Consider the following 26,118-nt stretch of genomic DNA (forward strand, 5'->3'; position numbering starts at 1 on the left):
AAACAACCTCCCCTTATTTGTAGCAGACGGTTTTGACCGCCTGGACGACTTCGCCGACATTCGGCAGAGCCAGCTTTTCAAGGTTCGCCGCGTAAGGCATCGGAACGTCCTTGCCGGCGATCGTCAGGACCGGCGCATCGAGATAGTCGAAGGCCTGCTGCATGACGCGGGTGGCGATTTCCGTGCCGACCGAGTTCTGCGGATAACCTTCCTCGACGGTGACGAGGCGGCCGGTCTTCTTGACCGATTCGATGACGGTCGGCAGGTCCATCGGGCGAAGGGTGCGCAGGTCGATCAGCTCGACGTCGATGCCTTCCTTGGAAAGCTCCTCGACCGCCTTCGTCGCATAGGTCATGCCGATGCCGAAGGAGACGATCGTGGCGTCCTTTCCGGTCTTGTGGATGCGCGCCTTGCCGATCGGGAGCACGAAATCATCGAGCTTCGGCACTTCGAAGGAGTGGCCGTAGAGGATTTCGTTTTCCAGGAAGATGACCGGATTCGGATCGCGGATCGCAGCCTTGAGCAGCCCCTTGGCGTCGGCTGCCGTATAGGGGACGACGACCTTGAGGCCCGGAATGCTCGAATACCAGGCGGAATAATCCTGGCTGTGCTGGGCGGCAACGCGGGCAGCGGCACCGTTCGGGCCGCGGAACACCATCGGTGCACCCATCTGGCCGCCGGACATGTAGAGCGTCTTGGCGGCGGAGTTGATGATCTGGTCGATCGCCTGCATGGCGAAGTTGAAGGTCATGAACTCGACGATCGGCTTCAGGCCCGCCATGGCGGCGCCGACGCCGACGCCGGCAAAACCGTGTTCGGTGATCGGCGTGTCGACCACACGGCGCGGACCGAATTCCTGCAGAAGGCCTTGCGTGATCTTGTAGGCGCCCTGGTATTCGGCAACCTCCTCGCCCATGACGAAAACGTCCTCGTCGCGGCGCATCTCTTCGGCCATCGCGTCGCGGAGCGCTTCGCGCACCGTCATGGTCACCATTTCGGTGCCGGCCGGGATATCCGGATCGGAAGCGACGTCCACCTTCGGCTGAGCCGGGACCTTGGTATCTGCGGCAGCCGTCGGCTCCTCCGCCGACTGGCGGGCCTTGCCGCCGGCAGCATCGGAGGCGGCGGCCGGAGTATCGGCATCGGCCTTCGGGGCGGCCTGCGCGGAAGAACCGATGGAATCGGCGCTTTCGCCTTCGGCGAGCAGTACGGCGATCTTGGTGTTGACCTTGACGTTTTCGGTGCCGGCCGGAACGAGCAGCTTGCCGATGACGCCTTCGTCGACGGCTTCCACTTCCATGGTCGCCTTGTCGGTTTCGATCTCGGCGATCACGTCGCCGGAGGTAACCTTGTCACCTTCATTTTTCAGCCATTTGCTGAGCGTGCCTTCCTCCATGGTCGGGGAAAGGGCGGGCATAAGGATATCGATAGGCATGAGTTCCCTCCCCTCGATCAAAGCAGGATATCGGTGTAGAGCTCGGACGCATCCGGCTCCGGATCGGCCTGGGCGAAATCGGCCGAGTCGGCGACGATGTCGCGGACGTCCTTGTCGATCGCCTTCAGCTCGTCCTCGCTCGCCCAGCCCTTTTCGAGAAGACGGGCGCGTACCTGCTCGATCGGGTCGTGCTCGGAGCGCATCTTCTGCACTTCGTCCTTGGAGCGATACTTCGCCGGGTCGGACATGGAGTGGCCGCGATAGCGGTAGGTCAGCATTTCGAGGATGATCGGCCCCTTGCCGGAGCGGCACCATTCGATCGCCTCGTCGGCGGCAGCCTTCACGGCGCGCACGTCCATGCCGTCGACCTGGTAGCCCGGGATGCCGAAGGAGGCGCCGCGCTGCGAGAAATCGGCCTGCGCGGTGGCGCGGGCGGTGGAGGTTCCCATGGCGTAGCGGTTGTTCTCGATCACGTAGACGACCGGCAGCTTCCACAGGTTGGCCATGTTGAAGCTTTCGTAGACCTGGCCCTGGTTGGCGGCGCCGTCACCGAAATAGGCGGTGCTGACGGCATTGTTGCCGCGATACCTGTTGGCGAAGGCCAGACCGGTGCCGAGGGACACCTGCGCGCCGACGATGCCGTGGCCGCCGTAGAAATTCTTTTCCTTGGAGAACATGTGCATGGAGCCGCCCTTCCCCTTGGAATAGCCGCCCCGGCGCCCCGTGAGCTCGGCCATGACGCCGCGCGCGCTCATGCCGGTCGCCAGCATGTGGCCGTGGTCGCGATAGCCGGTGATGACCTGGTCGCCTTCCTTCAGCGCCATCTGCATGCCGATAACGACAGCTTCCTGGCCGATATAGAGGTGACAGAAGCCGCCGATGAAGCCCATGCCGTAAAGCTGGCCTGCCTTTTCCTCGAAGCGGCGGATCAGCAGCATGTCGCGGAAGGCCTTGAGTTCCTCTTCCTTGCTGAACTCGGCGAAGGTGCCGCCGTTGAAATCCTTCTTGGCCGGCTTGGATGCCGTCCGGGTAGCAGACTTTGCCGCGGATTTGCGGCCGGATACAGACGCGGTCTTGGTCGGCGCCATTCATCCCTCCCTGTATGCTGCGTTGAAAGCGGTCGGATGTCCCGGCGCATCATCCTGCCGGAAACCCGCTCTGGTTCGGGGCGTACCATAGGGAAGAAACCATGCCCCAGCAATGCCATAAATGCATGGCTCACATTCCGCGCAACATACTGAAAATACATGCGAAATGTGAAGTTAACCGGATTTCGGTTAATTCAGAAATAGTTATTGAAGATGACGATTTCGTCCGGGCGCGACACGTTGAGCTGGTAACGGGCGATCTCGTCGAGCATGTCCCTTTCCAGCGAACCGTCGCTCATCAGCTGCACCTGCCGCTCCAAGGCCTCCCGCCTGGCGGTCAACCGGGCGAGATCCTCCGCCCGCGCCTGCCGCTGGCGCTCGAATTCCTCCGTGGCGATCAGGCCGAGATCACCATGCACGGAATGATAGCCAAAGTATGAAAGAAAGGCGACGGTGATGGCAGGAAGGACGAAACGGCCGAATTTTCTTTTCTTGTGATGCTTGGTCCACATGCCAAATCTACGCCTAGCCACGCTTTTTACGGAGATCGCACAAATCGATCCGGAAGAATTTCAAGTTCGCAGAACTTGATTAAGCAATCGCTAACTAGAATCGAGTCCATGCGGACTTCATGGCGCGGCGGCTTCATGGACAAAGCGCCAATTGCGGAGCACGCCTCCTCTTCTCCCCAGCGGGGGAGAAGTGCCGAGCAAAGCGAGGCGATGAGGGGGTTCGCACACGGCAAACTTTTCGCCCACCGGTTTGGCTTCGCCCCCTTCATCCGGTCCTTCGGACCACCTTCTCCCCGTCGGGGAGAAGGTGGGAGCAAGCGGCCTGCTCCCGGCTCCTGATGTAAAACTCAAGCCTTCAGGATCGAGCGGCCGGCGTAAGCTGCCTGCGGGCCCAGCATTTCCTCGATGCGGATGAGCTGGTTGTACTTGGCCGTACGGTCGGAGCGCGACAGCGAGCCGGTCTTGATCTGACCGCAATTGGTGGCGACCGCGAGGTCGGCGATCGTCGAATCTTCCGTCTCGCCCGAGCGGTGCGACATGACGGCCGTGTAGGCCGCCTTGTGGGCGGTCTCGACGGCGTCGAGCGTTTCGGTCAGCGAGCCGATCTGGTTGACCTTCACCAGGATGGAGTTGGCGACGCCCATCCTGATGCCGTCGCGCAGGCGGGCCGAATTGGTGACGAAGAGATCGTCGCCGACGAGCTGAACCTTGGAGCCGATCTTGTCGGTCAGGAGCTTCCAGCCGTCCCAGTCGTCTTCCGCCATGCCGTCTTCGATCGAGATGATCGGATATTTGGCGACGAGCTCGGCCAGGTATTCGGCCATGGCGCCCGATTCCAGCGTACGGCCTTCGCCTTCCATCTCGTACTTGCCGTTCTTGAAGAACTCGGTGGAGGCGCAATCGAGGCCGAGATAGATGTCCTCGCCCGGACGGTAACCGGCCTTCTCGATGGACTTCATGATGAAATCGAGCGCTTCGGGCGCGCTCTTCAGGTTGGGTGCGAAACCGCCTTCGTCGCCGACATTGGTGTTGTGGCCGCCGGCATGCAGCTCCTTCTTCAGCGTGTGGAAGATTTCCGAACCCATGCGCACCGCATCGCGCAGCGTCTCGGCGCCGACCGGCATGATCATGAATTCCTGGAAGTCGATCGGGTTGTCGGCATGGGCGCCGCCGTTGATGATGTTCATCATCGGGACCGGCAGGAGATGAGCGCCCGCGCCGCCGACATAACGGTAAAGCGGCAGGCCGGCGGATTCGGCGGCAGCCTTGGCGACGGCGAGCGAGACGCCGAGGATGGCGTTGGCGCCGAGGCGCGACTTGTTCGGCGTGCCGTCGAGCGCGATCATCGTCCGGTCGACATGGATCTGGCTTTCGGCATCGAAGCCGCCGATCGCATCGAAGATTTCCGTGTTGACGGCCTCGACGGCCTTTTCGACGCCCTTGCCGAGATAGCGCTTGCCGCCGTCGCGCAATTCGACCGCCTCATGCGCGCCGGTCGACGCGCCCGACGGAACGGCCGCGCGGCCCATGGAACCGTCTTCGAGGTAGACATCCACTTCGACGGTGGGGTTACCGCGGCTGTCGAGGATTTCGCGGGCGATGATATCGGTGATGGCGGTCAAAAGACTCTCCCTGGCTTGAACGTCGGGTCTATGTGGTTCGGGGTCACTGAAAATGTCTCATAGTCAATGACACGAAAATTACAATGCGGCCGCTTTTCGCGCTTTTTCAGGCGGCGTGTCAGGGCGCCTTGGCGACAGCATCCAGCGCGAGCAGCTTTTCGAGCAGCCGCGGCATGTCCTTCAGATGCACCATGTTCGGACCGTCGGACGGCGCGTTGTCCGGGTCCTCATGCGTCTCGATGAAGACGCCCGCGACGCCGACTGCGACGGCTGCCCGCGCCAGGGTCTCGACGAACTCCCGCTGCCCGCCGGACGAAGCGCCCTGCCCGCCCGGCTGCTGCACGGAATGGGTGGCATCGAAGATGACCGGCGCGCCCAGCGCCGCCATGATCGGCAGCGAGCGCATGTCGGAGACCAGCGTATTGTAGCCGAAGGAAGCGCCGCGCTCGCACAGCAGCACGTTCGGGTTGCCGCTCTGGGTGAACTTGGCGAGCACGTTCTTCATGTCCCACGGCGCCAGGAACTGGCCCTTCTTGACGTTGATGACACGGCCGGTCTTGGCGGCGGCGACCAGCAGGTCCGTCTGGCGGGAGAGGAAGGCCGGAATCTGCAGGATATCGACCGTCTTCGCGACGATCGCGCATTGCTCTTCAGTATGGATGTCGGTCAGAACCGGAAAGCCGAACTCCTTCTTCAGGTCGGCGAAAATCTCCATGGCGCTTTCGAGCCCGATGCCGCGCTTGCCGGAAATCGAGGTGCGGTTCGCCTTGTCGAAGGACGATTTGTAGACGAGCCTGATGCCGAGCCTGCCGCAGAGTTCCTTCAGCGCGCCCGCCATCATGAAGGCATGGTCGCGGCTTTCCATCTGGCAGGGACCGGCGATCAGCGACAGGCGCGCATCCTGCGCAAACAGCACCCTGCCCTCCCCTTCGCCGAGGGAAACACGCGGATTGGGGGACACTTCCATGACACTATTCCTCGAAACCGAACATGGCGCCCTGGCCGGGCGCCGCCTGCACCAGGACACGGCCTTCCCGGCGGACGAATGCCACGTCATTAGCAGCAAGGATGATCTCTGTCACGGCAAGATCGGCCGTCTTGAAGATGACCGCGCGGCCCCGGAGCCCCCCGGCATCCGGGATCGGCGCGAGCGCGAATTCCGCTTCGATATCCTGATCCCGCGCGATCCGGATGCGGGCATTGGCGGCGGCAAGCCTGACGAAGTGCGGCTCGATCTCCGCTTCCGTCATCAGCACCTGCTCCATCAGCGGAGCGAACTCGCCGGGCGCCGGGGCGGAAAGAACGATCTCGCTCAAACCCGTGACCACATTGGCGTGGCGCTCCAGTTCGCCGCGATCGGCCGGCAGCGGATTGACGCGCTGACAGGAGAAGAGGAAGAAATCCGGCGCCCGCTCATCGCCCGCAAAGGCCAGCCGGAAGCTTGCCTCGGTCTTAGAACCGTCCGGCATCTTCACGCCGCGGGAAAACTCCAGGATATCGCCCGCCGAAACGCCCCTGAGCTTGAAGCGCTCATGATCGGCAGCGGCATCGACCGTGGCGACCACGAGCGCGGAAAGGCCCTGGCTCATCTTCGCCTTGCGGAAGGCAAGGTCGCGCGCGGTGAAGACATTGCCGCGCTTGGCCGCCGCAGACGCATGACGCCGGTTGGCGATCGCCAGCGGCTCCAGATAGGTGCCGTCCGGGAGGAACACGCAGGCATTGGCCGTGCCGAACGGGTGGAACGCGTCGGGCGCCACGGTAAACCCAAGTTCGGACAGCCGCGAGCGCGCGAGCGCAAGCTCCGCGGCCGGCAGAACGAGATGATCGATCGGTCTTGCATTCACGCGATGGCCCCCAGGATCCAGTACCGCAAAATTACATTGGCAGCGGACGGGTTCCGCGCAAGTGGAGATGAGAGAGATATGTGGCGCGCTTCCATGAAGAAAAAATCACCATACTTCACTAAAATTTAGGGACTTGCGGAACACATATGGAACATATAGTGTCCGTTCTGGATTTGTTTCCGACTCTCAGGGTGCCAAAACATGCTCACGCGCAAACAGCAGGAATTGCTTCTGTTCATTCACGAACGCATGAAGGAATCCGGCGTGCCGCCTTCCTTCGACGAGATGAAGGATGCGCTCGACCTCGCATCGAAGTCCGGCATCCACCGGCTGATCACGGCACTCGAGGAGCGCGGCTTCATCCGCCGCCTGCCGAACCGGGCGCGGGCGCTGGAAGTCATCAAGCTGCCGGAAGCCTATCAGCCGAGCCTGCAGCCGCGGCGCGGCTTCTCGCCGAGCGTCATCGAAGGCAGCCTCGGCAAGCCGCAGCCTGTCGCCGCACTCCCTGCGAAGCCCGCGGCGAACGACGATGCGTCCAATGCCACCACGGTTCCCGTCATGGGCCGCATCGCGGCGGGCGTGCCGATCTCGGCGATCCAGAACAACACGCACGACATCGCCGTGCCGGTCGAAATGCTCGGTTCCGGCGAACATTACGCGCTTGAGGTCAAGGGCGATTCGATGATCGAGGCCGGCATTCTCGACGGCGACACCGTGATCATCCGCAACAGCAATACGGCCAATCCCGGCGATATCGTCGTGGCTCTCGTGGACGACGAGGAAGCGACGCTGAAGCGCTTCCGCCGCCGCGGCGCCTCGATCGCGCTCGAAGCCGCAAACCCGGCTTACGAAACCCGCATTTTCGGCCCCGACCGGGTGAAGATCCAGGGCAAGCTCGTCGGCCTCATCCGCCGCTATCACTGATCAGCGGCCGGAGCGCTTCCGGCAGCATCGGGTTGAATGTCCTGTTCCGCCAGTCGTAATTGCGGTGTCGGGTCCACGGGCGGTCCTGGCCGGCCATGGCAGTGTGGATCCGCCATTGGCGGATGTCTGTGGCGCCGTTGAGAAATATTTCAATGGCGCCGGTCTTGCGCAGCGTATCGCCGTTGATCATCAGCGCGCCGGAGCGGCAGCGGTCGAAACGGGCACGCGGCGCGATGACGAAATTGGCGGCGTCGCAGGCCGCACCCGCATAACGGCCGTCCTCCACGGCAGCGACGATGACGCCTTCGGCGGTCCTCGCGGCGCACCAGGCGCGGGGCGTGCAGATGAAACGGCCGGCGGGGGCCTGCCTGATGCCGGCTCGGGCAGCTTCGGTCTCCTCCGCGGTCAGATCACGGCGTTCATTTGCGCCGGCACCTGCGGATTTCGGTCCGGGCGATTTCGTATCGGGGGGCCTGTCCCTCGGCGGCGACATTTCCGGTTTCACGGGATCGCCGATGAGCAGCGCGCGCTTCCACTGACCGTAGACGAAATCCGGCGGGCGGCTGCGGTTCGTCGCAACGCCCTCCCCGCCCGGCAAAGCGACCATTGTTCCATCCTCCGAGACCAGCAGATCGGCCAAGGGTTTCGAGCGCTCTTGCCAGGAGAGCAGCAAGGCCGCGGCAAGGAACGGAATACCGAGAAGCCGGAGCCTGGTTCGCAAGAGTGTCAGCAGCAGGAAGCCCGCGGTCGCCACGGTCAGGAACCAGGCATGCTGGCGGCCGATACCGACATCGCCGCCCCAGGCCGCCACGTGCCTGGCGATGGCGATCACCGCCTCCAGACCGAGCCCCATGAGTTTCAGGAAGGGTGCATCGAGCCCGAAGGGCATCAGCAGCATGCCGATCAGACCCGCCGGCATGACCACGAAGGAGATGACCGGCATGGCGGCAAGATTGGCCGCCAGCCCGTAGGTCGTCAGGCGATGAAAGTGCTCGACGGAAAAGATCGCCGTGGAGATGCCGCCGATCAGCGAGGTCACGAAGATTCCGGCGACGAAATTCCATGAGGCCAGGACGGGGGTCACCACGGGGTAACGGAACGGCAGCGGTTCGGGATCGCGCTTTTCCGCCCGGTGCTTCCAGAGCGCGTAGCCTGCCACCAGGGCTGCGGTCGCGGCAAAAGACATCTGGAAGCTGGGGCCCAGGATTTCCGAAGGCGAGATGGCGATGATGATGAGGGCGGAGAGCGCCACATTGCGCAGGCTGATCGACGGCCGGTCGAAGAAGACCGCGACGAGCATCACCGCCATCATGATATAGGCGCGCTCCGCCGACACCCCGAAACCGGAGATCAGGTAATAGGCGGTCGCCATGAGAAGCGCGCCGAGTGCGGCGATCTTCTTGACCGGATAGGCTTGCGCAAAGCCGGTGAAGAACGAAAGCGCCGTGCGGACCCCGACGAAGAAGATGCCGGCCGCGAGCGCCATGTTGAGCCCCGAGATCGCGACGATATGGGCAAGCCCGGAAAGCCGCAGCGCCTCGATCGTCTCTTCCGAGATCGCCCGGCGCTTGTCGGTCACGATCGCGGCGGCGAACGCGCCGGCATCGCCCGGCACTCTTTCGCGGATATGGCTCGCGATCGCGCTGCGCAGGTCGAAAAGCCGCCTTTCGAGCTCCGCATGCCAGGCGTGCGGCGCTGCCGGGTCCGACTCCTGTTTCGGCGTGCCGTAGAAGAACCCAATGGCGCCTATGCCGTCGAAATAGGAGGAGAAGGCGAAATCGTTGAGCCCCGGCAGCGCCGGGCCGGAAGGCGGCGAGATGCGTACCCGGCCGCTGATCGTCTCGCCGGTTTCGACCGGCGCGTGGCGCGCCCTCGCCAGCAGCGACACCCGCTCCGGCGGACGCCTGACCTCGGGACCGGTCGTCCGCTCGACGCGGACCACGTACCGCCAGCGTCCGTCCGCATCGACCTCGCGCCTTTCGACCACGCCCGCCAGCTCGGTCGTCACTGGTGAATCGAGAACGACCGTGCCCCGCCGCCAGGCCTCAAGCTCGGCCAGCATCATGCCGCCGAGAAAAAGGGCCATGCCGAGCGGAAGGATGCGCACCCCGCCGGCACGGTGCCGCGTGACGGCCGCAAGCGCGGCAAACGTGCAGAACGCCAGAAAGAACGGCCAGAAGGGCGGGCTTTGCGGCAAAGCGAACCAGCACGCGGCGCCGGCCCCGACAACGACAGGGAGGAAGAGAAAAGCGTGCCCGTGCGCGGCCTCTTCCGCAAGCATGGCCGGGCTATCACGCCAGACGCGGCGCAAACGGCCGAGCCCCCGACGCAAGGCACTTCCCTGCGTGTGGACCACAGCCGGCCTCTTCTCGAACGGAACAGGCGCGGGATCACGAAGCGCGTCCGAGTCGGAGGCGCCTCCGTTCCGCAGCCGATCGGGCGGCGCGGAAGCCGGCCGCCGCACCCTGATCAGTTTCGGGAACGCAGTGTCTTCCGACATGAAACGCCCAGCCGCCCAGTCGCCAAAAACTTGCGACGGTGCAACCTGCGCGCTTCCCGGCATGCCGTCAACTGTCCGGGAAATCTCGGCAATCCGGGCAGGTCCAATCGCCCTGCAACAGCAAGTTGGATATCCAAGCAAAAGTGGTTGGCCGAGATATTTTCGCGCTGCACAAAATGCCGCCAGGACAGCTTGGCATCAGCTTTAGGATCATATAGCAAGGCATGGGACGCTTAATTCTTGTGGCGCTTTTTAGGCGCCACGCCGCCAAAAGGTTGGAGGATCAGCATGACGGATAAAAGCGCAAACGTGGTACTGGGCGACAAGAAAGTCGAGCTTCAGGTAAGGTCGGGTTCCATCGGTCCGGACGTGATCGATATCGGCTCGCTCTACAAGCAGACCGGTGCCTTCACCTACGACCCGGGCTTCACCTCGACGGCCTCCTGCGAATCCAAGATCACCTATATCGACGGCGACGAAGGCATCCTGCTGCATCGCGGCTACCCGATCGAACAGCTCGCCGAGCATGGCGACTTCCTGGAAACCTGCTATCTGCTCCTCTACGGTGAACTGCCGACGGCCGCACAGAAGAAGGACTTCGACTACCGCGTCACGCACCATACCATGGTGCACGAGCAGATGAGCCGCTTCTTCACCGGCTTCCGCCGCGACGCCCATCCGATGGCCGTCATGGTCGGAACGGTCGGTGCGCTCTCGGCCTTCTACCACGACTCGACCGACATCACCGACCCGCATCAGCGCATGGTCGCTTCGCTGCGCATGATCGCCAAGATGCCGACCATCGCCGCGATGGCCTACAAGTACCACATCGGCCAGCCGTTCGTTTATCCGCAGAACAACCTCGACTACGCGTCCAACTTCCTGCGCATGTGCTTTGCCGTTCCGTGCGAGGAATACGTGGTCAATCCGGTTCTCGCGCGTGCCATGGACCGCATCTTCATCCTGCATGCCGACCACGAGCAGAACGCGTCCACCTCGACCGTCCGCCTCGCCGGCTCCTCCGGCGCCAATCCGTTCGCCTGCATCGCGGCCGGCATCGCCTGCCTCTGGGGCCCGGCACATGGCGGCGCCAACGAAGCGGCACTCAACATGCTGCAGGAAATCGGCTCGGTCGACCGCATTCCGGAATATATCGCCCGCGCCAAGGACAAGAACGACCCGTTCCGCCTCATGGGCTTCGGCCACCGCGTCTACAAGAACTACGACCCGCGCGCCAAGATCATGCAGAAGACCACGCATGAGGTTCTCGGCGAGCTCGGCCACAAGGACGATCCGCTGCTGCAGGTCGCCATGGAGCTGGAGCGCATCGCGCTCACCGACGAGTATTTCATCGAGAAGAAGCTCTACCCGAACATCGACTTCTATTCGGGCATCACGCTGAAGGCGATGGGCTTCCCCACCACCATGTTCACCGTGCTCTTCGCGCTCGCCCGCACCGTCGGCTGGATCGCCCAGTGGGCCGAGATGATCGAGGATCCGGAACAGCGCATCGGCCGTCCGCGCCAGCTCTATACCGGCGAGCCGAAGCGCGACTACCTGCCGATCTCCAAGCGCTGATCGACGCTTGATCGACATGGAAAACCCGGTCAGCGATGACCGGGTTCAGACTGCTGACAAACCTTTCGGCATATCCGGCGTCATCCTCGGCCTTGTGCCGAGGATCTGCTCGCCTTGCCAAGGGATTGGCTTCATGGGGATAACTTCCAAGGCTTGACGCGGTCAGATGCTCGGGACAAGCCCGAGCATGACGAAAGAGAAGTTGTCGCCCTTCAGCAAGATGAACCCGGTCAGCGATGACCGGGTTTTTTCTTGTCCAGAATTTCGAGAACCGTCCCTGCGGCGGCCTCGCCCGGCGGCACCGGCACTTGCAGCCGCTGCCAGGTGAGATCGAAGCCTTCGATCATGGCGCGCCGCTGCGGCGTATCCGATGAAAGGCGCTCGGCCCAGCGGCACAGGCTGCCCGCCCGCACCACTTCATTGATATATTCCGGGACCACGGGATAGTCCGCGATCAGGTTCGGGAGCGCGCCCGACCAGATCTTGATCCGCTTCGACATGAGCGTGATCAACCAGTCCGCCTTATAGGCCGAGACGACCGGCACGTTCGACAAGGCCAGTTCGAGGATGACGGTTCCGGAGGCTGCGATCGCCGCATCGGCTTCCGCGAAGGCTGCCCATTTGCTCTCTGCGCCGACGGTGATCTCCGGCTGGACCGGCAGGCCTGCCGCCATTTCGCGCACCAGCCTTTCCTGGCGCGGCACGGTCGGCAGCAGGAAGCGGGTCGGCCCGTTGCGCGAGACGAATTCGCGCGCCGCCTCGCCGAAGATCGGCAGGAGCGCCCTGATCTCGGCCGATCGCGAGCCCGGCAGAAGCAGGATGGTCTTCTCGTCGCCTTGCACCCTCACCGGCCGTTCGGCGCGGATGCCGCGAACCTTGAGGAGTGCCGGATCGTCGGTCAGCCGGTGGCCGACGAACGTGGTCTCCGGCCCGCCGAGCCGCTTCATCGCCTCCGGCTCGAAGGGCAGAACGGCAAGCACGTGATCGACATAGGCGAGCATCGCCGTCGCGCGATATTCCTTCCAGGCCCAGACGCTCGGGCAGACATAGTCTACGATCGGCAGGTCGGGCAGAGCCGCCCGCACCTTCTTCGCGACGCGATGGGTGAAATCCGGACTGTCGATGATGACGAGCACGTCCGGCCTTGCGGCAACGATCGCCGCCGCCGTCTGGTTGATCCGCCGGATCAGGTTCGGCAGACGGGCGAGCACCTGCGTCAATCCCATGATCGACAGTTCGGAAAAGTCGAAGAGCGATGCGAGACCCTGTGCTTCCAGGGCTTCGCCGCCGACGCCGATCAGTTCGACCGGTCCGTCATGGGCAGCCTTCAGCGCCGCAATCAAATCGCCGCCCAGGAGGTCGCCCGAGACTTCGCCGGCGATGACGCCGACCTTCAAGGTCCTGCTCATGACAATCCTCCGTCAGGCAATCCTCCGTTCGGCAAACCGGGATCGATACCGCAGACGAAGATGCCGGCGGCATCCGCCGCGGCGATCATCTTCTCCTCTTCCAGCACCAAAGCGCGTCCGGCCTCGATGGCGACACCGGCGAGCCCAGCCTTCACGGCGTTCGCGACGGTCGACGGGCCGACGGCCGGGAGGTCGGCGCGCATATCCTGCTGCGGTTTGCAGAGCTTGACCAGCACGCCCTTGCGGCGGGCCGAGATGCGCCCCTCGGCGCGCAGGGCGGCGACGCGTTCCAGCATGCGATCGGTCCCTTCCACGCCCTCCAGAGCCACGATCCGTCCACCGACGCTCACCGCCCCCTGACCGATATCGAGCTCCCCCAGACGTCTTGCGGCTTCGGATGCCTTTTCGATATCGCGGCGGTCTTCGTCCGAGGGGGAATGGGCGCCGAGCGGACCCGTCCTCGCCAGCAGTCCGGGTGCGATTTCATGCGCGCCGATCACGCGGCAGCCCTGGGCCTCGATGATGCCGATCGCCACCTGCAGCAGCGCGTCGTCGCCGCCGGAAACGAGCGTGCGAACCAGCAAGGGCAGTTTGCGCAGCGCCTTCCAGTTCGGACGGATGTCCCGCCAGTCGGGCCTTCGGGTGACGCCGCCGGAAAGCACGACCCGATCGATGCGCTTCTCCCGGAAAAGCCGGTCGAACCCGGCAATGTCGGCAATGTTCGCGCTTGCGGTCTCGAAGCCTTCGAACCGCTGATCGGATTCGTTGCGCAGCGGGATGATGAAAGGGTCCTCGCCGGCCGCGCGCGCGGCCTCCGCCAGATGGACCGGCAAAGATCCGTTTCCGGCGATGATCGCCAGCCGGCCCTTCGGCTCAAGGCTTGAGAGGCCGCCGGTCACGAGGGATCAGCCCTTGCCGCGGAACGGCGAAGAAAGCGCCCGGTCGCTGTCGGCGGCGATGAAATCGAGAATTTCCATCACTTCCTTGCAGTCGGCGTAATCGTCACGGATGGCCGCCGCATTGTTGCGGATATTCCCCTCGCCTTCGAAAATCTGCTTGAAGGCGCGCCGCACGGTATGGATCGTCGAGCGTTCGATGCCGGCGCGCGTCATGCCGACCACGTTGAGCCCGCCCAGGATTCCCGGGTTGCCGTTCAGCATGCCATAGGGAATGACGTCGTAATTGACGGCCGAAAGCCCGCCGATGAAGGCCTGGCGGCCGATGCGGGTAAACTGGTGCACCGCGCAGCCGCCGCCCAAAATCGCCCGGTCCGCGACATGCACATGGCCGGCCAGCATGACATTGTTCGACATGATGATGCCGTCGCCGAGCCGGCAATCGTGCGCCACATGGGAATTCGCCAGGAACAGGCAGTTGCTGCCGACGACGGTCTTGCCGCCGCCGCCCACCGTGCCGCTGTTCATCGTGACGCCTTCGCGGATGGTGCAGTTGTCGCCGACCACCAGCGATGAATCCTCGCCGGCCTCGTGAAGGCTCTGGGAGACGCCGCCGATCACCGCCATCGGAAAGATGCGGCAATTGCGGCCGATCTGCGTATTGCCCGTCACCACCGCATGCGACATCAGCTCGACGCCGTCCTTCAGCACGACACGCGGACCGACATGCGAAAAGGGACCGACGACGACATTCTCGCCGATAACGGCACCGTCTTCGACAACCGCAAGCGGATGGATGCGTGCGCTGGCTGCAATCCTATTCATTCACTTCCCTTGCGCATCATCGCGCCGATATCCGCTTCCGCAACCAGTACGCCATCCACCTTGGCGTCGCAATGGAACTTCCAGATATTGCCGCGCTGCTTCTGCTTGGTGACGTGGTATTCGACCCGGTCGCCCGGAACGACCGGCTTGCGGAAACGGGCGTTGTCGATGGTCATGAAATAGACCAGGTATCCGCCCTCGCCTTCCTTGCGCGCGCAGATGGCGCCTGCCGTCTGGGCCATGCCTTCGATCAGAAGAACGCCCGGCATGATCGGACGGTCCGGAAAGTGGCCCGAGAAATGCGGTTCGCTGGCCGTTACGTTCTTGATGCCGATCGCGGAATTGTCGCCGTCGATCTCGACGATCTTGTCGACCAGCAAAAAGGGGTAACGGTGAGGCAGCAGCTTCATGATTTCCTGAATATCGGCCGCACCGAGCTCCGGCTTGGTCTCATCAGTCATTTTTCTTCTCTCCTTTACGCTTCGCCCGCTCGTCCGACCGCGCCATGATTTCAGCCATGTCGCGCAGGAAATCCTGCAGCGGACGGGCCGGAATCCCACCGTACCGGGCTCCGGCCGGAATATCTGCCACCACGCCGCTCATGGCCGCAATCTGCACGCCGTCGCCAATGGAGATATGTCCATTGATACCGGTGGCGCCGCCGATCATCACGCCGTTGCCGATCTTCGCCGAACCGGCAATCCCCACCCCGGCGACGATGCCGCAATGGCGGCCGATGCGGACGTTATGCCCGACCTGGACCTGATTGTCGATTTTCGTGCCCTCGCCGATCACCGTATCGTCCATCGTGCCGCGGTCGATCGTCGTGTTGGCGCCGATCTCGACATTGTCCTGGATGATGACGCGGCCGACCTGCACGATCTTCAGCATGCCCTTCGGACCGGGCGCATAACCGAAACCGTCCTGGCCGATGCGGGCGCCGTTGTGGACGATGACACCGTTGCCGATAAGCGAGGCCAGAATGCTCGCGCCTGCGGCTATCGTGCAATCGCGGCCTATCCTGACATCGGCGCCGATGACGGCGCCGGCGCCGATGCGGGTGCCGCTGCCGATTTCCGCCCGCGCGCCGATCACGGCCATGGGCTCGACCTCCACGCCCGGCTCGAGCTTGGCGGTCGGATCGACGAAAGCCGCCGGCGAGATGCCTGCGGGCGAGGACGTGACCGGTGCAGGCCGCAAGGCGACCGGATGCAGGATCGCTCCGGCCTGGGCAAAGGCCGTATGCGGCGTCTTCGTCAGCAGGACCGGAATATGCTCCGGAACGATCGGCCGGATCGAGGCGTCACACAGAATGGCGGACGCCTTGCAGCTTTCGAGCTCCTGCCGGTTCTTGCGGGAAAGAATGTAACAGATCTGCCCCTCGCCGGCACGCGTCACCGGCGCCACGGACCGGATCAACCGGTCGCCGGCGTCTGCGTCAAGCAGTTCTGCCCCAAGACGGGTGGCCAACTCGCGCAGGCTCACGCCTTCATGGGGCGGAAAGAATTCATTGGGGTCCATAAAGCCCGAACTCCAGAACAGATTTCCGCTCGCCGTCGCGAGCGGAAACGATCAGAACTGGTTCGCCATGCTGAACCGGAATTCCTGGGTCTCGTCGAAGTCTTCCTTGACGATCGGCTGGGCGTAGTCGAACCGGATGTTGCCGAACGGCGATGCCCACATGATGCCGGCGCCCACCGAAGCGCGCCACGACATGCCCGTACCCTCGACCCCGGTGGTGCCCGGGTTGACGTCGTTGCCGTAAAGCGTACCGGCATCGGCGAAGAAAGCAGCACGCAGGCCGAAATCTTCCGGGAAAGCCGGCATCGGCATGGATACTTCGGCGGAGGCCGTGAAGTAGGTGGTGCCGCCCAGGGAATCGCCGTGCTCGGTCGTCCGCGGGCCGATACCGTCGTTCTCGAAGCCGCGAATCTGGCGGCCGCCGATGGTGAACTGGTCGAAGACGTTCAGATCACCGCCGGTGGAGAAGACGTGACCGGCACCCACAGCGATGGAGCCGATGAGGTCAGCTTCGGTCGAAAGCGTCTGGAAATAACGTGCACGAGCCGAAATCTTGTAGAATTCGGAGTCCCCGCCGAGGCCGGCATATTCATGCGTGAACGTCGCGTAGATGCCTTCACGCGGCAGCGTCTGGCTGTCGAGCGTGTTGTAGGTGAGGGTCTGCGAGACTGAGGACTGGACCCACGGCGATCCGTCGATCAGATCGATGTAGGGGTCGGACACCCGGTTGTCCGCAGTGGTCGCCGGATCGCCGTCGGCGCCGAAAGCGCCGTCGTTCTCGTACTTGATTTCCTTATAGGTATAGCGGAACGTCGTCGCCAGATCCTCGGTGATCGGCGCCGTCACGCGCAACGTGACGCCCTGTTCCTCATAGTCGTAATAGTCGTTCGAAGACGTCGAACTCTTGAAGAGATCGAAGCCGGCCGCCAGGCGGTAACCGAGGAAATAAGGCTCGGTGAACGAAATGTTGTAGCTGCGGGCATCGTCGAGACCGCCGCCGACCGCGACGCGAATGAACTGGCCGCGACCCAAGAAGTTCTTCTCTTCGATCGACGCTTCCAGAATGAAGCCGTCGCCGCCGGCCGAGTAACCGGCACCGATACCGAACGAACCGGTCGGCTGATCTTCCACATCCACCACGACGACGACGCGATCCGGCGCGCTGCCCTGGGCGGTCGAGATGTTGACCGTCGTGAAATAGCCGAGCGCTTCCAGGCGGCGCTTGGCGCGCGAAATCATTTCCTGATTGAACGCATCGCCTTCGCTGAAGTCGAATTCGCGGCGGACGACATAATCGCGCGTGCGGGTATTGCCGCGGATCTCGATGCGCTCGACATAGGCGCGCTCGCCCTGATCGACGAGATAGGAGACGCCGATCGTATGGTTTTCCATGTTGCGGTCGCCGCGCGGCGTGACGCGGGCGAACGGATAGCCGGCTGCGGCGACGCGCTTGGAGATCGCCTCCATCGTCTTCTGGATCTCGCGGGCGTCATAGGTATTGCCGGCGCGGGTCTGGACGAGACCCTGAAGGTCCTCGCCGCTGATGCCATCCACCGTCGATTCGACACCGATGGCGCCATACTCGTAACGCTGGCCTTCCTCGACCGTGAAGGTGATGTTGTACTTGTTGTCGGCCTCGTCGAGAACGGCTTCCGACGAGATCACCCGGAAGTCCGGATAACCGTGATTATAGTAGAACTGGCGCAGCGCATCCTCGTCGGCGCGCAGCTTGTCCTCGCTGTAGACGTCCTTGCGGGTCAGGAAGGACAGCGGGCCGGATTCCTTGGTGATGATCACGGATTTCAGGCGGCCGTCGCCATAGGCCTGGTTGCCGACGAAATTGATGTCGGCGATCTTCGTGCGATCGCCTTCGTTGATGACGAAGGCGAGGTTGACGCGGCCCTGGCCGACCGGAGCGGTCTGGGTGGTGATCTCCACGTCGCTGCGGCCGATCGCACGATAGGCTTCGCGCAGACGCTCGATATCCGCGTTGATCATGGTCTGGCTGTAGGGGCCGAGCGGCTGGGTCTGCACCGCAGCCTGCAGCTTCTCGTCGGTGATCTTGCGGTTGCCGTTGAACACGACCTGGTTGACGAGCTCGTTTTCACTCACCGTCACGACCAGCGTGCTGCCGGAAACGCTGATGCGGACATCGGAAAAGTAGCCGGTCGAATAGAGCCGGCGTACGGATTCATCGATATCGTTGTTCGAAAAGCTGACACCCGGGCGGATGGTCAGATTGGAACGAACGGCTTCTTCGCCTGCCCTCTGAGCGCCGCGAACCTGTACATTCCGGATCACCGCCGCTTCGGCAGAAGGTGCAGAAGCAAGTACCAGTACACCTGCGCCCGATGCAACAACACTAGCAGACAGCGCAAACGCCGACACTGCGTTCAAAAACTTTGAACCAGCCTTCATTTTCAATTCTTACCTTTTCCCGTTGTCCCTCGGCGGGTGGAGCCCGACTCCGGCCACGTGTGTCGTTTTACCTTCTTTTGCCCTACAAGCAAGCTATCGTGTTAATTTCTGTTTACTTCCTTCTCATGCGTGACCCAATGGCCACGCAACTGTTATGAATATGGTGAATAAACAGTTTCCTTCATAATTTGAAGGACATCAACCGATCAGGTTGCTGATGTCGTTGAAGGTCGCGAAGACCATCAGGCTCAAAACCATCGCAAGGCCGATGCGGAAGGCGATCTCCTGCGCACCCGCTCCGAGCGGCCTGCCCCGCACCGCCTCGATCGCATAGAACACGAGATGCCCGCCGTCGAGAACCGGCACCGGCATCAGGTTCAAAAGCCCGATCGAGACCGACAGAACGGCGGCAAGCTGCACCACCGCGGCAAAACCTAGCGTCGCCATCTGGCCCGAAGCTTGCGCGACGCGCACCGGTCCGCCGAGCTGGTCGGCCTTCATGCGGCCGGTCACGAGATTGCCGATATAGCGGAACGTGCCGGTGATGATGTGGCCCGTTTCGCGGACGCCTTCGCCCACCGCCTGCAGCGGCGTGAAGCTCTCGACCCGGAAATTGCCCCTCTGCTCGTTGGTGACGATGCCGATCAGGCCGAGCTCGACCTTGTTGCCGAACTGGTCGGTGATCTCGCTCCGCTTCGGAACCATCGGCAGATCGATGTTCCGGCCGTCGCGCTCGACCGTCACGACGATCGGCGTTTCCGGACGGATGCTGACGTAGCGCCGCACGTCGTCGAAGGTCGAGATGCGCGAACCGTCGAGCGCCACGAGCCGGTCGCCCGGCTGCACGCCGGCGGCCAGCGCGGCGCTGTCCGGCTGCACCTCGGCGACGACCGGATCGGCGACGACCTTGCCATAGACGCTGAAGAGTACCGCGAAGATCGCGATCGCGAGAATGAAATTGGCGATCGGCCCGGCCGCCACGGTCGCGGCGCGCTTCCACAATCTGGCGCCGGCAAGCGTCTGCGCCTTCTCTTCCTCGCTCATGCCTTGAAGCCCGCTCGCATCCGGCAGGCTGGCCGCGTCCTCGTCGCCGAAGAACTTCACGTAGCCGCCGAGCGGGATTGCGGAAAGCTTCCAGCGCGTGCCGTGGCGATCGGTGAAGCCGAAGAGCTCCGGACCGAAACCCACCGAGAAGGCGGTGACCCGGATGCCGCACCAGCGCCCGACGAGATAATGTCCCATCTCGTGCACGAAGACGAGCAGCGAGAGCACGAGGATGAAGGGAATTATGTAGCCGGTGACGAAGCTGAGGATGGCCATCAAATTTTCCGTTTCAACAAGACATCGGTCGCGGCAACTTCAAAATCCGAAGAGGAAGCCTGCAACAGACGTATCAAGATGGCCCGTCGAGGCCGAGTAAACAAGAGTTAGCAGGAACGCCGCGAAACAGGCAAAAACGAGGCCGTCGACCCGATCCATGACGCCGCCGTGTCCCGGAATGAGGTGGCTCGAATCCTTCACCCCGAAACGGCGCTTGATGAAGGACTCGAAAAGATCGCCGACCTGGCTCGCGACGGACAGCAGGAAGGCGATCGCCACCGTCCAGAAGGACAGCCGCGAAAAGACGGCGAGCGTCAGCGCCGAACTCGCGATCACCCCCGAAACGGCGCCGCCGATCGCGCCCGACCAGGTCTTGCCGGGCGATATCCTCGGCGCCAGTTTCGGCCCCTGCAACGCCCGGCCGACGAAATAGGCGAGAATGTCGGTCGCCCAGACGACCGCGAAGATGAAGAGCGTGGCGACGAAGCCCGCCTGATCCTCACCACGGATCGCCGCAAGCGAAATCCCGCTCAGCCCCGCGTAGACGATGCCGCCCGGCAGCCACCAGCTTCCCCTGCGCCAGAGCACGAGGAGAACGGCCGTGATGGCCGAGCCGCCGAGAAGCGGAACCGCCAGATCGCTTTCGCCGAAGACGATATTGTAGGCGATCAGCAGGATTGCGACCCAGCCGAAGGCATTTGCCCGGAAGTCGCGCTCGGCGAGCCGGGTCACCGTCGACCATTCGTAATATATCAGGACGGCAATGGCCGCGGCGACGATGCGGAACGAAAAGCCGCCATACCAGGTGGCGGCGAGCACGGCCACCGCCAGAACGAGGCCCGATATGATCCGGCGCTTGAGCTCCGGGCTCATCAACCGCCCACCGCGGCGGTCTTGGCCGACAGGCCGCCGAAACGCCGGTCGCGCGAGGCGAAGATCTTCAGGGCACCGAAGAAGAGATTGCGGTCGAAATCCGGCCAGTAGTCCGGCAGGAAGACAAGCTCCGAATAGGCCGCCTGCCACAGAAGGAAGTTGGAGAGCCGCTCCTCGCCGCTGGTGCGGATGATGAGGTCGGGGTCGGGAATGTCGGCGGTATCGAGGCTCCGGCTGATCTTCTCGGCATCGATATCCGACGCCTTCAGAAGGCCCGCCTCGACATCGCGGGCGAGCTTCGCCACCGCGCGGGCGATCTCGTTTCTGGCGCCGTAGTTGAAGGCGATCACGAGCGTGAGGGCGGTGTTGTGCCGCGTCGTCTCCTCCGCCTCCACCAGGAGCGGCAGAATGTCGCTGCGCAGGTTTTCGCGCTCGCCGATCACCCGGATGCGGACGTTCTCGCGGTGGAGTTCGGCAAGGTCGCGGCGGATGAAGCGGCGCAGGAGGCCGAGCAGATCGTTCACCTCCGATTCGGGACGGCTCCAGTTTTCCGAGGAAAAGGCGAAGAGCGTCAGATACCTGACACCCGCTTCCCCCGCCGCTCGGACTGTTTCCCGGACCGCTTCGACGCCCTTGTTGTGTCCGACCGTGCGGGGAAGCCCGCGCTTGTTGGCCCAGCGTCCGTTGCCATCCATGATAATAGCAACGTGCTGAGGAATGATCGCAAGTTCGGGATTCGCCATATTCTGCGCGGTTCCTTTGGCGGCCAAGACAAGACGCAATATAAACGCCTCTTAGACCTGCATGATTTCCTTTTCTTTGTCCGCAAGCAAGCGGTCGACTTCGGAAATCGTATCATCCGTCATCTTCTGCACCTTCTCCGATTGCGAGCGGCTGTCGTCCTGGCCGATAACCCCGTCCTTTTCGGCTTTTTTCAGGCCGTCCATGCCATCGCGCCGCACATGGCGAATCGCGACCTTGGCTTTTTCGGCATAGTCGTGGGCGACCTTGACCAGCGACTTGCGGCGCTCTTCGTTCAGCTCGGGAAGCGGGATGCGGAGGTTCTGGCCGTCGACGATCGGGTTCAGGCCGAGATGCGATTCGCGGATCGCGCGATCCACCGCGCCGACCATCGACTTGTCCCAGACCGAGACGGACAGCATGCGCGGCTCCGGCACGGTGATGTTGGCGACCTGGTTCAGCGGCATGCGCGAACCGTAGGCTTCCACCGTCACCGGATCGAGAATGTTGGCCGAGGCGCGGCCGGTGCGCAGCGATGCGATATCGCTCTTGAAAGCGTTGATGGCGCCGTCCATACGGCGCTTGAGGTCGTTGAGATCGATAGCTCCACTCATCTCCATATACTCCCTTATCGTTATCCGGGCTGCCGAAGGGCGCCCGTCAATTGTCGGCTACGATGGTCTTGCGACCGCCGCCGGTCAAGATTTGCGCGAAGCCGCCCTTTTCGTGGATCGAGAATACGATGATCGGGATCGCGTTCTCGCGGGCGAGCGCGACCGCCGCCACGTCCATCACCGCCAGGCCCTTTTCCAGCACTTCGCCGTGAGTCAGCGTCTCGAAACGGGTCGCCGCCGGATCCTTCTTCGGGTCGGCCGAATAGATGCCGTCGACCTGCGTGCCCTTGAAGATCGCCTCGGCGCCGATCTCGGCGGCGCGCAGAGCCGCAGCCGAATCGGTCGTGAAGAACGGGTTGCCCGTGCCGCCGGCGAAGATCACCACCCTGCCCTGTCCCAGGTGATGCAGCGTGCGCAGCTGCGTGAAGCTCTCGCAGATTTCCGGCATGGAGATCGCCGAAAGCACCACCGTATCGACATTGAGCTTGCGCAGCGATGTGGCGAGCGCCAGCGCGTTGATCACGGTGCCCAGCATGCCCATGTGATCGCCGGTCACCCGGTCGCCGCCCTTGGAGGCCACCGCCACACCCCGGAAGATATTGCCGCCGCCGACGACCACGCCCACCTCGACGCCCATGGCGCGTGCTTCGGCGATATCGGAGGCGATCCGGTCGGCAACGGCAACATCGATGCCGAAGCCCTGGCTGCCCATCAGGGCTTCGCCGGAGGCCTTGAGCAAGACACGCTTGTAGAGGGGCTGAGGCGACATGAGGGCTCCTTGAAATCAAAACTGCCAACGGACAAGTCAAACGGCTTGCGGATACACGAAGGGCACCGGCTTGTCACCCGGTGCCCTTCGGTTTTGTAGGCTTTTGCTAATAAGCCGTATCAGCCCTTGACGGCAGCCGCGACTTCCGCCGCGAAATCCGTCTCTTCCTTCTCGATGCCTTCGCCGAGGAGAAGACGCGCCATACCGGTCACTTCGATCGGCGCGCCGACTTCCTTTTCGGCAGCCTTGATGGCGGCACCGACGGTCAGGTCGGGATTGATGACGAAAGCCTGCGAGAGAAGTGCGACTTCCTCGAAGAACTTGCGCATGCGGCCTTCGACCATCTTCTCGATGATGGCGTCCGGCTTGCCGGAGGCGCGGGACTGTTCGATGAAGACGTTGCGCTCACGCTCGGCAACGGCTGCGTCGACCTCTTCGGCACGGATCGCGAGCGGGGCGGTCGCGGCGATATGCATGGCGACCTGCTTGCCGATCGCGGCGAGCGCGTCCTTGTTGCCGGTCGACTTCAGCGCGACGAGAACGCCGAGCTTGCCGAGGCTGTCGGCAACCGCATTGTGGATGTAGGTCGCAACGACGCCGTCCTCGACCGAGAGAAGGGCTGCGCGGCGCAGGTTCATGTTCTCGCCGATCGTCGCGACCGCGTCCTTGATCGTGTCGGTCACGGACTTGCCGGACGCCGGATAGGTGGCGGCGCCGATCGCATCGACGGAACCGTCGGTCGAAAGGGCGACCTCGGCCACGCCGCGGACGAGGCCCTGGAAGGCATCGTTGCGGGCGACGAAGTCGGTTTCGGAATTGATTTCGACGGCAACGGCCTTCGTGCCGGCGCTCGCGATACCGATCAGGCCCTCGGCGGCGGTGCGGCCGGACTTCTTGTCGGCCTTGGCAATGCCCTTGGCGCGCAGCCAGTCGATCGCCGCTTCCATGTCGCCATTGGTTTCAGCAAGCGCCTTCTTGCAGTCCATCATGCCTGCGCCGGTCTTTTCGCGCAGTTCCTTCACCATTGCAGCGGTGATTTCAGCCATTTTCGTGCCTCTTGTCGGTTCAGTTGCGTGCCGCCGGAAAAAACATCGGCGGACTCGGAAGTTTGGGGACGAATGTACCCGGAAGTATGACAGCGTGATGAAGACATCACCGAAGCGACCGCCTCGACCTCCGGCCCGATCGCCTTAAACGACCAAGGCCAGGGATAGCGGTATCTCTGGCCTCGATCGGATTTTCGGCAAAGAGGAGCGGCAGGCCGCTCCAACCGCACCTTAGGCTTCTGCTTCGCCTTCGAGCGCCGGCTCGATCGGAGCTTCGGCGGACGCGCCGATGTCGCGGCCGGAAGCGCCCTGCTGGCGGGCGATGCCGTCGATGGCGGCGCGGGCGATCAGATCGCAATAAAGAGCGATGGCGCGCGATGCGTCGTCATTGCCCGGGATCGGGTAATCGATCAGGTCCGGATCGCAGTTCGAGTCGATGATGGCGACGACCGGGATGCCCAGGCGCTTGGCTTCATCGATGGCGATCTTTTCCTTGTTGGTGTCGATGATGAACATCAGGTCCGGCACGCCACCCATGTCGCGGATACCGCCGAGAGCCTTTTCCAGCTTCTCGCGCTCGCGCTCGAGGTTCAGGCGTTCCTTCTTCGAATAGCCCGAAGCTTCCGAGGCAAGGATCTCGTCGAGCTTGCGCAGGCGCTGGATCGAGTTCGAGATCGTCTTCCAGTTCGTCATCATGCCGCCGAGCCAGCGGGAGTTGACGTAATACTGGGCCGAACGCTTGGCGGAATCAGCGATGAGTTCCGAAGCCTGGCGCTTGGTGCCGACGAAGAGAACGCGGCCGCCGCGCGAGACGGTGTCGGACACGACCTGCAGGGCGCGCGACAGCATCGGAACGGTCTGCGCGAGGTCGATGATGTGGATGTTGTTGCGGTCGCCGAAGATATACGGCTTCATCTTCGGGTTCCAGCGATGGGTCTGGTGGCCGAAGTGAACACCAGCTTCCAGAAGCTGGCGCATGCTGAAATCAGGCAATGCCATGCCTTTTTCTCCTTTTCCGGTTGAACCTCCGCAAGGCGAACAGCAATCCTCTTCGAGGAATGCCACCGGCGGAACAGCCCGGATTTCTCCCGGACGATCCCATGCCTTACGTGTGGAATGCGGCTGCCCATACAGTCGATTTGCCTGAAAAGCAAGGGCCGCAAGGAAAAAGATGACCTGGCGGTCTCCGTTTCCATGGTGACCCTTGCCGCCGATACCAGAATCAGCCGGCCCTCCTCAACGCCGACAGCAGCCCTTCGTAGGTCGGCGCAAGACGTCGCAACGCGGCGGCTCCCGCTGCATCCTCGCGCATGGTCAAGGAATGCTGGAGCGTGCCGATAAGCTGCGCCTGTTTACCGGCAATTTCCGCCGCTGCGTCGTGGCCCACTCGTCTGAGGCAGGTCGCCGCATCGGCGGCACGGCGAGCCCCCACCCGAATGGCGAAATGGATGAGATGTCCCCGCAGTTCCTCTTCGCAGCCGGTCTCTATCAGCCGCGCCAGCGCTTCCGCGGCCTCACCGTTGCCGAGGCTGCCTGGGGGCAGTTCATAATCGCCATCCATCGAAAGCCAGCGGATCCCCGCCGGGATCGAGGCACGTATCGTCTCTTCCTCGGAAAATTCCCTGAGCCGCTTGAAGCCGGTGCGCATTGTAAAAGGCTCGCCGTACTCCAGGGTTTCGGCCTTCCATGCCTCCATGAAATCGGCGACCGGAAGCGATGCATAGGGATAGCCCTGCGGATCGTGCATCAGCACCCTGCCCTCGGCAACTTCCAGCACCACCACGTAATGATCGGCGCCGATCGGCCCGGTCATGCCCGGCTGATGGCGCAAATGCCCCATTTCCACGGGCCCGACCCAGACCGGGCCATCCCGCAGGGCCAGATCGAGATTGCGAAGCGCCTCCTCGGAGGAACGGCCCTTGGTGGCCTTGGACGTCCAGCCGAGCGCCCGCAAGGCGTCATCGAAGCCCTTTTCCGGGTCCCAGCCATAGGGATCGAAGAAGGGCTGATTCCCGCCGACCAGCTGCATGCCGAAGGGGCTGCCGGTTGCAAACTCGATTACCGCCGTCGAAGGCGCGTGCTCGCCGAACATCATCGCGAAGGAATTCGCGTAGCAATAGGGTCCGGAGCCGGTATAGGGGAAATGGTGGCGCATATCATATCTCCTTGAGTGGTTGGAGATA

The 26,118-nt window shown here is 63.2% G+C and carries 23 protein-coding genes; 2 read left to right on the plus strand and 21 right to left on the minus strand.

Annotated elements, in window-relative coordinates:
• Positions 1-13 precede the first annotated feature (13 nt).
• The 6 genes from QTA58_RS21780 to QTA58_RS21805 all read right to left on the minus strand — a co-directional run bounded on the left by QTA58_RS21780 (position 14) and on the right by QTA58_RS21805 (position 6,501).
• A complete protein-coding gene (locus tag QTA58_RS21780) occupies positions 14-1,435 on the minus strand; it encodes a pyruvate dehydrogenase complex E1 component subunit beta (protein WP_289670801.1) in 1,422 nt (473 codons plus the stop codon).
• Between the two features lie 17 nt (positions 1,436-1,452).
• Positions 1,453-2,523, minus strand: coding sequence for a pyruvate dehydrogenase (acetyl-transferring) E1 component subunit alpha (gene pdhA / locus QTA58_RS21785; protein WP_085424242.1), 1,071 nt, complete (start codon positions 2,521-2,523; stop codon positions 1,453-1,455).
• A gap of 194 nt (positions 2,524-2,717) precedes the next feature.
• On the minus strand, positions 2,718-3,035 hold the full coding sequence (locus QTA58_RS21790) for a septum formation initiator family protein (protein WP_085424241.1): 318 nt from the start codon (positions 3,033-3,035) through the stop codon (positions 2,718-2,720).
• A gap of 347 nt (positions 3,036-3,382) precedes the next feature.
• Positions 3,383-4,657, minus strand: coding sequence for a phosphopyruvate hydratase (gene eno, locus QTA58_RS21795; RefSeq protein ID WP_085424240.1), 1,275 nt, complete (start codon positions 4,655-4,657; stop codon positions 3,383-3,385).
• 118 nt (positions 4,658-4,775) lie between these two features.
• Positions 4,776-5,624: a 3-deoxy-8-phosphooctulonate synthase gene (kdsA, locus tag QTA58_RS21800; protein WP_289670804.1), complete on the minus strand. Its 849-nt coding sequence runs from the start codon at positions 5,622-5,624 to the stop codon at positions 4,776-4,778.
• A gap of 4 nt (positions 5,625-5,628) precedes the next feature.
• Entirely contained in the window at positions 5,629-6,501 is an 873-nt protein-coding gene (locus QTA58_RS21805; protein ID WP_289670805.1) for a VOC family protein, read from the minus strand.
• A gap of 201 nt (positions 6,502-6,702) precedes the next feature.
• Here QTA58_RS21805 and lexA point away from each other — a divergent pair, with 201 nt between their 5' ends.
• Positions 6,703-7,425 (plus strand): transcriptional repressor LexA, encoded by a 723-nt coding sequence (gene lexA / locus QTA58_RS21810; protein WP_289670806.1) that lies wholly within the window; start codon positions 6,703-6,705, stop codon positions 7,423-7,425.
• On the opposite strand, the gene QTA58_RS21815 is transcribed toward lexA, so the two are convergent.
• Positions 7,406-9,757 carry a ComEC/Rec2 family competence protein gene (locus QTA58_RS21815; protein WP_289670807.1) on the minus strand — a complete coding sequence of 784 codons (2,352 nt, stop codon included), beginning with the start codon at positions 9,755-9,757 and terminating at the stop codon, positions 7,406-7,408. The two genes, lexA and QTA58_RS21815, sit on opposite strands and share 20 nt — an antisense overlap.
• A 456-nt stretch (positions 9,758-10,213) precedes the next feature.
• On the opposite strand from QTA58_RS21815, the gene gltA reads away from it, so the two are divergent.
• A complete protein-coding gene (gene gltA / locus QTA58_RS21820) occupies positions 10,214-11,503 on the plus strand; it encodes a citrate synthase (protein ID WP_085424236.1) in 1,290 nt (429 codons plus the stop codon).
• A 230-nt stretch (positions 11,504-11,733) separates the two neighbouring features.
• On the opposite strand, the gene lpxB is transcribed toward gltA, so the two are convergent.
• The 14 genes from lpxB to QTA58_RS21890 all read right to left on the minus strand — a co-directional run bounded on the left by lpxB (position 11,734) and on the right by QTA58_RS21890 (position 26,090).
• Positions 11,734-12,912, minus strand: a complete 1,179-nt coding sequence (gene lpxB, locus QTA58_RS21825) for a lipid-A-disaccharide synthase (protein ID WP_289670809.1) — start codon at positions 12,910-12,912, stop codon at positions 11,734-11,736.
• A complete protein-coding gene (locus QTA58_RS21830) occupies positions 12,909-13,811 on the minus strand; it encodes an LpxI family protein (protein WP_289670811.1) in 903 nt (300 codons plus the stop codon). The genes lpxB and QTA58_RS21830 overlap by 4 nt, the downstream gene beginning before the upstream one ends.
• 6 nt (positions 13,812-13,817) lie before the next feature.
• Complete coding sequence (gene lpxA / locus QTA58_RS21835) at positions 13,818-14,633, minus strand: acyl-ACP--UDP-N-acetylglucosamine O-acyltransferase (protein ID WP_289670812.1); 816 nt, start codon at positions 14,631-14,633, stop codon at positions 13,818-13,820.
• Complete coding sequence (gene fabZ, locus QTA58_RS21840) at positions 14,630-15,094, minus strand: 3-hydroxyacyl-ACP dehydratase FabZ (protein ID WP_085424232.1); 465 nt, start codon at positions 15,092-15,094, stop codon at positions 14,630-14,632. The genes lpxA and fabZ overlap by 4 nt, the downstream gene beginning before the upstream one ends.
• Positions 15,087-16,154 (minus strand): UDP-3-O-(3-hydroxymyristoyl)glucosamine N-acyltransferase, encoded by a 1,068-nt coding sequence (gene lpxD, locus QTA58_RS21845; protein WP_289670813.1) that lies wholly within the window; start codon positions 16,152-16,154, stop codon positions 15,087-15,089. The genes fabZ and lpxD overlap by 8 nt, the downstream gene beginning before the upstream one ends.
• Before the next feature lie 51 nt (positions 16,155-16,205).
• A complete protein-coding gene (bamA, locus tag QTA58_RS21850) occupies positions 16,206-18,572 on the minus strand; it encodes an outer membrane protein assembly factor BamA (RefSeq protein ID WP_289673269.1) in 2,367 nt (788 codons plus the stop codon).
• A gap of 198 nt (positions 18,573-18,770) precedes the next feature.
• On the minus strand, positions 18,771-19,892 hold the full coding sequence (gene rseP / locus QTA58_RS21855; protein ID WP_289670814.1) for an RIP metalloprotease RseP: 1,122 nt from the start codon (positions 19,890-19,892) through the stop codon (positions 18,771-18,773).
• 39 nt (positions 19,893-19,931) lie between these two features.
• The gene (locus QTA58_RS21860) at positions 19,932-20,765 is read right to left on the minus strand and encodes a phosphatidate cytidylyltransferase (protein WP_085424228.1); all 834 of its coding nucleotides are present in this window, start codon (positions 20,763-20,765) and stop codon (positions 19,932-19,934) included.
• A complete protein-coding gene (locus tag QTA58_RS21865) occupies positions 20,765-21,535 on the minus strand; it encodes an isoprenyl transferase (protein WP_289673271.1) in 771 nt (256 codons plus the stop codon). The genes QTA58_RS21860 and QTA58_RS21865 overlap by 1 nt, the downstream gene beginning before the upstream one ends.
• A gap of 24 nt (positions 21,536-21,559) precedes the next feature.
• Complete coding sequence (gene frr, locus QTA58_RS21870) at positions 21,560-22,120, minus strand: ribosome recycling factor (protein ID WP_085424227.1); 561 nt, start codon at positions 22,118-22,120, stop codon at positions 21,560-21,562.
• Between the two features lie 46 nt (positions 22,121-22,166).
• On the minus strand, positions 22,167-22,889 hold the full coding sequence (gene pyrH / locus QTA58_RS21875; RefSeq protein WP_085424226.1) for a UMP kinase: 723 nt from the start codon (positions 22,887-22,889) through the stop codon (positions 22,167-22,169).
• Positions 22,890-23,008: 119 nt separating this feature from the next.
• Positions 23,009-23,935: a translation elongation factor Ts gene (tsf, locus tag QTA58_RS21880; protein ID WP_085424225.1), complete on the minus strand. Its 927-nt coding sequence runs from the start codon at positions 23,933-23,935 to the stop codon at positions 23,009-23,011.
• Positions 23,936-24,166: 231 nt separating this feature from the next.
• Positions 24,167-24,934: a 30S ribosomal protein S2 gene (gene rpsB / locus QTA58_RS21885; RefSeq protein WP_085424224.1), complete on the minus strand. Its 768-nt coding sequence runs from the start codon at positions 24,932-24,934 to the stop codon at positions 24,167-24,169.
• A gap of 223 nt (positions 24,935-25,157) precedes the next feature.
• Positions 25,158-26,090 carry a hypothetical protein gene (locus QTA58_RS21890; RefSeq protein WP_289670819.1) on the minus strand — a complete coding sequence of 311 codons (933 nt, stop codon included), beginning with the start codon at positions 26,088-26,090 and terminating at the stop codon, positions 25,158-25,160.
• Positions 26,091-26,118 lie beyond the last annotated feature (28 nt).

The sequence above is a fragment of the Neorhizobium sp. CSC1952 genome (assembly GCF_030378245.1).
GTDB lineage: Bacteria > Pseudomonadota > Alphaproteobacteria > Rhizobiales > Rhizobiaceae > Neorhizobium > Neorhizobium oryzae_A.

Bases quoted from the DNA above. Each gene is read 5' to 3' on its own strand.
- QTA58_RS21780 (WP_289670801.1), bottom strand. From the start codon at position 1,435: ATGCCTATCGATATCCTTATGCCCGCCCTTTCCCCGACCATGGAGGAA.
- pdhA (WP_085424242.1), bottom strand. From the start codon at position 2,523: ATGGCGCCGACCAAGACCGCGTCTGTATCCGGCCGCAAATCCGCGGCA.
- QTA58_RS21790 (WP_085424241.1), bottom strand. From the start codon at position 3,035: ATGTGGACCAAGCATCACAAGAAAAGAAAATTCGGCCGTTTCGTCCTT.
- kdsA (WP_289670804.1), bottom strand. From the start codon at position 5,624: ATGGAAGTGTCCCCCAATCCGCGTGTTTCCCTCGGCGAAGGGGAGGGC.
- lexA (WP_289670806.1), top strand. From the start codon at position 6,703: ATGCTCACGCGCAAACAGCAGGAATTGCTTCTGTTCATTCACGAACGC.
- gltA (WP_085424236.1), top strand. From the start codon at position 10,214: ATGACGGATAAAAGCGCAAACGTGGTACTGGGCGACAAGAAAGTCGAG.
- lpxB (WP_289670809.1), bottom strand. From the start codon at position 12,912: ATGAGCAGGACCTTGAAGGTCGGCGTCATCGCCGGCGAAGTCTCGGGC.
- lpxA (WP_289670812.1), bottom strand. From the start codon at position 14,633: ATGAATAGGATTGCAGCCAGCGCACGCATCCATCCGCTTGCGGTTGTC.
- fabZ (WP_085424232.1), bottom strand. From the start codon at position 15,094: ATGACTGATGAGACCAAGCCGGAGCTCGGTGCGGCCGATATTCAGGAA.
- lpxD (WP_289670813.1), bottom strand. From the start codon at position 16,154: ATGGACCCCAATGAATTCTTTCCGCCCCATGAAGGCGTGAGCCTGCGC.
- bamA (WP_289673269.1), bottom strand. From the start codon at position 18,572: ATGAAGGCTGGTTCAAAGTTTTTGAACGCAGTGTCGGCGTTTGCGCTG.
- rseP (WP_289670814.1), bottom strand. From the start codon at position 19,892: ATGGCCATCCTCAGCTTCGTCACCGGCTACATAATTCCCTTCATCCTC.
- QTA58_RS21860 (WP_085424228.1), bottom strand. From the start codon at position 20,765: ATGAGCCCGGAGCTCAAGCGCCGGATCATATCGGGCCTCGTTCTGGCG.
- frr (WP_085424227.1), bottom strand. From the start codon at position 22,120: ATGAGTGGAGCTATCGATCTCAACGACCTCAAGCGCCGTATGGACGGC.
- pyrH (WP_085424226.1), bottom strand. From the start codon at position 22,889: ATGTCGCCTCAGCCCCTCTACAAGCGTGTCTTGCTCAAGGCCTCCGGC.
- tsf (WP_085424225.1), bottom strand. From the start codon at position 23,935: ATGGCTGAAATCACCGCTGCAATGGTGAAGGAACTGCGCGAAAAGACC.
- rpsB (WP_085424224.1), bottom strand. From the start codon at position 24,934: ATGGCATTGCCTGATTTCAGCATGCGCCAGCTTCTGGAAGCTGGTGTT.
- QTA58_RS21890 (WP_289670819.1), bottom strand. From the start codon at position 26,090: ATGCGCCACCATTTCCCCTATACCGGCTCCGGACCCTATTGCTACGCG.